General features: G+C 31.5%; 8 protein-coding genes. All 8 read left to right on the top strand.

The genetic code is table 11. The features are described 5' to 3' along the window. Positions 1–1061: polysaccharide lyase family 8 super-sandwich domain-containing protein (locus VK071_10465; GenBank protein ID HLR35731.1), on the top strand; the 1061-nt coding region annotated here is incomplete at its 5' end. 160 nt (positions 1062–1221) lie between these two features. After that, positions 1222–1950 (top strand): GntR family transcriptional regulator, encoded by a 729-nt coding sequence (locus tag VK071_10460; protein ID HLR35730.1) that lies wholly within the window; start codon positions 1222–1224, stop codon positions 1948–1950. Between the two features lie 59 nt (positions 1951–2009). After that, the gene (locus VK071_10455; GenBank protein ID HLR35729.1) at positions 2010–3179 is read left to right on the top strand and encodes an SIS domain-containing protein; all 1170 of its coding nucleotides are present in this window, start codon (positions 2010–2012) and stop codon (positions 3177–3179) included. Positions 3180–3207: 28 nt separating this feature from the next. Beyond that, positions 3208–3681, top strand: a complete 474-nt coding sequence (gene agaV / locus VK071_10450) for a PTS N-acetylgalactosamine transporter subunit IIB (protein ID HLR35728.1) — start codon at positions 3208–3210, stop codon at positions 3679–3681. Positions 3682–3739: 58 nt separating this feature from the next. Then, a complete protein-coding gene (gene agaW / locus VK071_10445; protein HLR35727.1) occupies positions 3740–4507 on the top strand; it encodes a PTS N-acetylgalactosamine transporter subunit IIC in 768 nt (255 codons plus the stop codon). Beyond that, positions 4497–5315 (top strand): PTS system mannose/fructose/sorbose family transporter subunit IID, encoded by an 819-nt coding sequence (locus VK071_10440; GenBank protein HLR35726.1) that lies wholly within the window; start codon positions 4497–4499, stop codon positions 5313–5315. The genes agaW and VK071_10440 overlap by 11 nt, the downstream gene beginning before the upstream one ends. A 20-nt stretch (positions 5316–5335) precedes the next feature. Then, positions 5336–5725 (top strand): PTS galactosamine/N-acetylgalactosamine transporter subunit IIA, encoded by a 390-nt coding sequence (gene agaF, locus VK071_10435; protein ID HLR35725.1) that lies wholly within the window; start codon positions 5336–5338, stop codon positions 5723–5725. Positions 5726–5821: 96 nt separating this feature from the next. Beyond that, complete coding sequence (gene fba / locus VK071_10430; GenBank protein ID HLR35724.1) at positions 5822–6679, top strand: class II fructose-1,6-bisphosphate aldolase; 858 nt, start codon at positions 5822–5824, stop codon at positions 6677–6679. Positions 6680–6772: the final 93 nt, after the last annotated feature.

Raw genomic sequence — 6772 nt, 5'->3', positions numbered from 1 at the left:
AGACAATACCAGAATTATATAATGGAAATTTCTATTATGAAAATCAGGAACACCCATTAAATTTCCATGCATCATCAGAATCACAAAATGATTATGTGTATTTTCCAGTAGGTACAAATACTTACTCAGGTAGTGTTAAATTAGAGGAATATGGTTTAGCAGGTATTCAATTAGGGGAGGATATTGGATATAAAGAAAAAGGAAATTTACCCGATGATTTTGTAGCATATAAAAATGCTAATGGAAATAAATCATATTTCATGTTTGATGATGAAATAGTTTTATTAGGTTCTGGTATACAAGATGAACTTAATCGAAACATTATGACAACTATAGATAATAGAATGTTTAGTACCAATGAAAAAAGTAATATAGTAGGAGAAACAATTGATAACAAAATTTTAAACAACCCAGGTAATGGAGTTTATAATTTAAATTGGGTAAACTTTAAAACAGATAAAGAAGGAACTCAAGTAGGCTATTATTTCCCTGAAGGTTCAGAAGTTTCTCTTAGTGAAGAACAAGTTACAGAAAACTTAAGACGTATACGAGCATCAAATCCAGATAAAAATATAACTAAAAATTTTTTCAATTTAGGAATTAAACATAATAATACATCAGAAGAGGATAAATATTCCTATGTATTATTACCAAATTTTGATGAAGAAGAGACAAAAGAATATGCTAAAAATCCAAAGATTAGAATATTAGAAAACTCTTCCGATGCTCATGGAGTTGAGAGTATAGAACTAAAATTAAAAGGATTTAATTTCTTTACAGATAAGAAAAAGACTGTTGATAATATAACCTCATTTAACGAAGCATCAATTTTAGTAAAAGAAGAAAATGATATTGTAACAATTGCAGTTTCAGACCCTACATTTAGTTTAGATAAAATGAAACTTGAAGTTCAAATACCAGATCCTAAAGTAATAGAACAAAGTGATGGTGTCAAAACCTCAGTTTCTAGGAAGAAAGCTTTAATTCATATTGACAGTAAAAATTCTCATGGCAAAACCTATATAATAAAGTTAGCCATAAATGAAAGAAAAAATAACTAATTCAAAAAGGTGAGCCAACAAGGACCGTCCCTACTGACTCAAAATCTGAGTCACTGGGGACGGTCTTCACTGACTCACCATTGACAAAATGAAAAAGTTGTTGTACTATATAAATGAGTGGTAGGTACCAGTTTGGAGTAATATATAAAGGGTGAACGAGATGAAGAAAATAAATAAGAAAGGTAGAATTCCCTTATACTATCAATTAATGGATATAATTATTGAAATGATAGAAGTAGAAAATTTAAAAGAGAATGATAAGCTTCCTTCTGAGAGAGAATTGTGTGAACAGTATGATGTCAGTAGATCTACGGTTAGGCAAGCTATTCAAGAATTAGAAAAAGAGGGATATATCTATAGAGAACATGGTAAAGGAACTTTTGTCTCTCCTAAGAAATTAAAGCAAGATCTACTAGGGTTCTATAGTTTTACAGAAGAGATGAAGAAAATGGGTAAAAAGCCAACATCTAAAGTATTAGATTTCAAGGTTATTGAATGCAATGAAAAGGTTGCCAAGAAAATGAAGTTAGAAATTGGTGACAAAGTTTATGAATTTACTAGATTGAGACTTGCAGACAATGAACCAATGATGCTTGAGACTAGTTATGTGCCTTATAATAGGTTTCCTAAATTAACAGAAGGAGAACTTCAAGAAAAACCGATGTATGATATATTTACAGAAAAATATGATGCTTCTTTTACAAGAGCTGAGGAAATATTTCAATCAGTTTTAACTCGGGATTTTGAAGCAGAACTATTAGAGTACTCAGAAGATTTTCCTAGTATGATGATAGAAAGAATTACTTATGAAGAAGATATAATAATTGAGTATACAAAAGGTATTGCAAGAGGAGATAGATTTAAATACCATGTAGTACTTAATAAATAATTTTTTAAAGTAACTGGTAATTACAACATGATAACATTACAAAATGGAGGAGAAAATTAATGTTTAATTTAACTGAAAGTAAGTGGAAAGAGAAAAATGGACTAAAGACTGCACAAGAAATTTGCCAACAACCAGAACTATGGTTGGAAACAATTAAAATAATTGAAGAAAATAAAAAGGAAATAGAAGAATTCCTTAAGAGACTAAATGGAAAGGAAAATACAAGAATTATATTTACAGGGGCAGGGACTTCGGCCTATGTTGGAGAAATTGCTGTTCCCTATTTAAAGAGTAGATATAATTACAGTTTTGAAGCTATTGCAACAACGGATATTGTATCTAGTCCAAAGGCTAACCTTAAAAAAGATGTGCCTACTATTATAGTATCTTTTGCTCGCTCTGGAAACAGTCCTGAAAGTGTTGCAACTTATGAACTGGCTGAAAAGTTAGTAGATGAGGTTAGTCATATATTTGTAACATGTAATCCAGAGGGAGAGCTAGCCAAAATTTCTAGAGGAAATGAAAACACATTATTATTGCTTATGCCAGAAAAATCAAATGATAAAGGATTTGCAATGACTAGTAGTTTTACTAATATGTTACTTGGTTCTTTATTAACTTTTGACATTAATAATCTAGAAGAAATAAAGGATATAATTACTGAAATTGCAAAACTAGGTACAAATGTTATTAATGATAATTATAAAAATATAGAAGAATTAGTTAATTTAGGTTATGACAGAGTTGTATATCTAGGTTCCGGTAGTTTAAATGGACTTGCAAGAGAAAGCGCTTTAAAATTGCTGGAATTAACTCGTGGAAAGGTAGTTTCTAATTATGAATCTATATTAGGTTTTAGACATGGTCCAAAGTCTATAGTAAATGATAAAACATTAGTATTTGCTTATATTTCAGAAGACGAATATACAAGGAGATATGATTTAGATCTTGTAAAAGAAGTTTATGGAGACTTTGGTGACCATAAGCTAGTTACTATATCACAAACTTATGATGAAGAACTTGAAAAACATTCAGACTATCATTGGTATTTAAGTAATGAAAAGAAAGAATTAGGTAACGAAGTTTACTCAGTTATAGCCTATGTATTATACGCTCAAATATTTGTATTAATGATGTATGTAAAGCTTGGCATAGAGCCTGATAATCCAAGTCCAAGTGGTACTGTAAATAGGGTTGTAAAAGGTGTTACTATTTATGATTATGAATAAGAGATTGTAAATGAAAGGGGAGAAAGATATGGCAAATATATTATTGACTAGAATTGATAATAGGTTAATTCATGGACAAGTTGCAGTAACATGGGTTAATCACATAGAAGCTAATTTAATACTAGTTGCAGATGATAAGGTTGCTGAGAATAGTATTCAACAAAGTTTGATGGATATGGCAGTTCCTGATGTAATTGAAACAAGATATTTTACTGTACAAGAGACAATAGATAATATAGGCTACGCAGCAGATGATCAACTAATATTTTTAGTGGTGAGGACTCCACAAACACTTTTAAGATTAGTTGGAGGTGGTGTTCCCATAGAAAAAGTGAATGTAGGTAATATGCATTATAGTGAAGGCAAAGAACAAATTACAAGTACTGTTTCTGTTGATGAAAACGATATTGAAACCTTTAAGAAACTAGCTGAGTTAGGTGTAGAAATGGATGTTAGAAGAGTGCCAGATGAAAGAGGAAAGGATATTATAAGTCTTATTTAGGATAAAAGTTTATTTTTAAAAGGAGTTTTATATATCAGAAATAAGGGGGAGAAATATTATGTTAGGAAAATCTTTATTAATAGCCCTGTGGGGAGGAATCGCTGGGATAGATTTATTTAATGGTTTATTTCATATCCATAGACCAGTTTTCACAGGAATGGTGGTAGGAGCTATTTTAGGAGATGTTAAAACAGGGCTCATTACTGGCGCTACTCTCGAATTAATTTGGATGGGAGCAGTACCATTGGCAGGTGCACAACCACCTAATGTAGTTATTGGCGGTATTGTTGGTTCCGCTTTTGCCATATTAGCAGATGTGGATCCAAAGGTAGCAGTAGGTATAGCAGTACCTTTTGCAGTGGCAATACAGGGGATAATAACTTTGGTATTTACAGCTTTTTCCCCATTAATGCATAAAGCTGATGAATATGCTGAAAATGCAGACACCAAAGGTATTGAAAAGATAAATTATTTAGGTTTGTTTATTTTGTTTATCTTTAACGCTGTAATTACTTTTTTACCAATATACTTTGGAGCAGATGCTGCAGAAGCCGTTGTTGCCAAGATGCCAAAATGGCTAATAGGAGGATTAGAAGTAGCAGGTGGAATTATGCCAGCAATAGGTTTTGCTATGTTATTAAAAATTATGTACAAGAAAGAGTATGTGGCATTTTTAATTATCGGTTTTGTGCTTGTAGCATATTTTGAATTGCCAATATTAGGAGTAGCATTATTAGGATTATCTATAGCATCATATGATTATTATGCTAATAAGTTGAAGGAAAAAGGTTCTTCTAGAAAGGGGGCGCGCTCTGATGGAATCTAGTTATAATTATCAAGATCCAAGTACAGATAATGTTATTACTAAAAAGGATCTAAATAAAATGACTTGGAGATCCTTATTATTACAAGCATCTTTTAACTATGAAAGGATGCAAGCAGGTGGTTGGCTCTATGGTTTAATACCAGGACTTAAAAAAATCCATAAAAATGAAGAGGATTTATCAAATTCTATGGGAATGCATATGGAATTTTTTAATACCCATCCTTTTCTAGTGACATTTATAATGGGGATAGTTATTGCCATGGAAGAAAGGAAAGAAGAACCAGATACTATTCAGGCTGTAAAGGTAGCAGCTATGGGGCCTCTTGGTGGTATTGGAGATGCAATAGCTTGGTTAACTCTTTTACCAATTACAGCCGGTATAGGTGCATCAATGGCCATTAAAGGAAGTATTGCAGGACCTTTTATCTTTCTAATATTATTTAATGTAATTCACTTTGTTCTTAGATTTGGACTTATGAACTATGGCTATAGTACAGGTGTAAGTGCAGTTGAGAAATTAGGTGAACAAACAAAATCATTTTCAAGAGCTGCATCTATAGTAGGTTTAACAGTAGTAGGTGCTTTAGTAGCTTCTTATATAGCATTAGAAACGCCTCTTGTTATTACAGCAGGGGGAGCAGATATAGAATTGCAAGCAGGAGTACTAGATCAAATAATGCCAAAACTGTTACCAGCATTATATACATTATGGATGTATAAATTATTAAAGAAAGATCGTTCGCCAATTGTTTTAATATTGCTTACTGTTGCAGTAGGTATAATTGGAAGACTTCTTACAATACTATAAAATTATAAAAAGGTGATTTAATGATAGGGATATTAGTAGTAGGACATGGTGAATTTGCTAAAGGACTTATTAGTTCGGTAGATATAATAGTGGGTCAGCAGAATTATTTAGAAGGTGCAGAATTTAAATTGGGAGATTCAACAGAAGATTTAGAAGGTAATATTCAAAGGAAAATAAAAAATATGAAAGAATGTGATGGGATCTTATTCTTGACAGATGTTGTGGGAGGAACTCCTTTTAAGACTTGCGTATTATTATCCCAAGAAATCAAAAATAGCAAAGTTTTATCAGGAATCAACCTGCCACTATTACTAGAAGCAATTATGAAGAGAGATACAGAAAATATTGATGAACTTAAGGAAAATTTAATAGAAATAGGAAGGCAAGGAATTAAGTCATTTGAATTATAAGGAAAAAAGTAAAGAAAATTTTAATTTAGCCGCGGATTATCGCGGCTAAATATTTCATAAGCAAGGTATTACTTACTTTAGAGAGGAGTAAATATTATGAAATTAACATCAACAAAAGAAATTCTACTAGATGCACAAAAAAATAAATACGGAGTTCCAGCTTTTAATATTCACACATTAGAAATTTTACAAGGAGTATTAGAAGGAGCTCAAGAGTTAAAAACTCCTATTATTGTGGCTACAACCCCAGGAACTGTTAAATATATTGGACTAGATTATTTGGTTGCCCTATTTAAAGTTGCAGCGGAAAAACAAGGCATGCCAATAGCTTTTCATTTAGATCATTGTGAAGATGTAGAATTAATAAAAGAATGTATTAAAGCAGGATACAAATCTGTAATGATAGATGCTTCTTCAAAATCTTATGAAGAAAATATTAATATAACAAAGGAAGTAGTAGACTTTGCTCATAAATATGGGGCTACAGTAGAAGCTGAATTAGGACGTTTAGCAGGTACAGAAGATGATATAAGAGTAGAAGAAAAGTCTGCAATGTTAACTGATCCTAATAAAGCTTTAGAATTTGTTGAAAAAACGGGAGTGGATTCTTTAGCTATAGCTATAGGTACAGCTCATGGATTATATAAAGCTAAACCTGAGATAGATTTTGAAAGGTTAAAGGAAATAGAGGGGAAAGTAGATGTTCCATTAGTACTTCACGGTGCTTCGGGAGTGCCTGAGGAGGATGTTGAAAAGTCTATTTCTTATGGAATATGTAAAGTAAATATATCCACGGAGTTAAAGGTACCTTATCAAGAAAATATAAGAGAATACTTAAATAAATATCCAGAAGAATATGACCCAAGAAAATATTTAACTTCGGGTAAAGAAGGGGTTAAAGAAGTAGTAAAAAATAAAATTAAAATGTGTGGTAGTGAAAATAAGGGATTGTAAAGGGGTGACAATGTGATTTTAACAGTAACCTTAAATCCTTCTATAGATAGAAGATATTTTGTAAAGGATTTTCATAAAGATAAAGTATTCAGA

The sequence above is a fragment of the Tissierellales bacterium genome (assembly GCA_035301805.1).
GTDB lineage: Bacteria > Bacillota > Clostridia > Tissierellales > DATGTQ01 > DATGTQ01.
Note: the sequence above shows the minus strand (reverse complement) of the source record. Positions and strands in the feature narration are given on the sequence as shown.

Bases quoted from the DNA above. Each gene is read 5' to 3' on its own strand.
- agaF (HLR35725.1), top strand. From the start codon at position 5,336: ATGATAGGGATATTAGTAGTAGGACATGGTGAATTTGCTAAAGGACTT.
- VK071_10455 (HLR35729.1), top strand. From the start codon at position 2,010: ATGTTTAATTTAACTGAAAGTAAGTGGAAAGAGAAAAATGGACTAAAG.
- VK071_10460 (HLR35730.1), top strand. From the start codon at position 1,222: ATGAAGAAAATAAATAAGAAAGGTAGAATTCCCTTATACTATCAATTA.
- agaW (HLR35727.1), top strand. From the start codon at position 3,740: ATGTTAGGAAAATCTTTATTAATAGCCCTGTGGGGAGGAATCGCTGGG.
- fba (HLR35724.1), top strand. From the start codon at position 5,822: ATGAAATTAACATCAACAAAAGAAATTCTACTAGATGCACAAAAAAAT.
- agaV (HLR35728.1), top strand. From the start codon at position 3,208: ATGGCAAATATATTATTGACTAGAATTGATAATAGGTTAATTCATGGA.
- VK071_10440 (HLR35726.1), top strand. From the start codon at position 4,497: ATGGAATCTAGTTATAATTATCAAGATCCAAGTACAGATAATGTTATT.